The 623-nt window shown below is 69.2% G+C and carries 1 protein-coding gene; it reads left to right on the top strand.

The annotated features are described in order from the left end of the window. Window positions 1–43: 43 nt before the first annotated feature. Window positions 44–623 (top strand): DUF6531 domain-containing protein (locus E6R18_RS35185; RefSeq protein WP_240799954.1); only part of this gene is annotated, 580 nt, incomplete at its 3' end.

Below are 623 nucleotides of genomic sequence, written 5' to 3'. Positions count from 1 at the left end.
TTCCGTCTGGGGGAAGAAGGAGCAGAAGCTGGAGCGGCCGCAGGTGAAGTCCGGTGTGAACCGGGCGCCCGCTACCGCGCCGTCAGTGAAGCCTTCGGGGGAGCGCGCGGCGTGGCTGGATGCCGAGCGGGAGCGTACGGACCGGGCGAGGGACGCGGCCGGTGCTGCCGCGCTGGCCCGCAAGCAGAACAAGGCTGCTCCGAAGGCAGCGCCGTCGGTCTCGGCCGGCGAGTCCGGTGGGGTGGTGCCGCTGGTGTGGGTGCCGCGGGGGCAGGGTGATGTGCCCTGGCACCGGATAGCGGACACACGGCTGACCGATGCGCTGGTGGCGCGGGTGGACTACTCGACGGGCAATCTGATGCTGGCCGGGACGGACTTCGATATTGCCGGGGTGGGGCAGAAGCTGCAGCTGGCGCGGACGTACAACTCGCTGGACGCGCCGGCCGGTGCGATGGCGCAGCGGGCCTGGTTCACCTACGAGCGGCGCTTGGACACGTTCTTCACCGACGAGGTCGAGTGGTACGACTCCACCGGTGCGACGGTGTCGTTCAAGAAGAAGAGCGACGGGTCGTTCACTACGCCGGACGGGTATTCGCGGGACCTGGTGAAGAACAGCGACGGCA

This window comes from Streptomyces sp. A1277 (assembly GCF_004795015.1).
GTDB lineage: Bacteria > Actinomycetota > Actinomycetes > Streptomycetales > Streptomycetaceae > Streptomyces.
The sequence above is the reverse complement of the archived record's forward strand: the minus strand, read 5'-3'. Positions and strand labels throughout refer to the sequence as shown.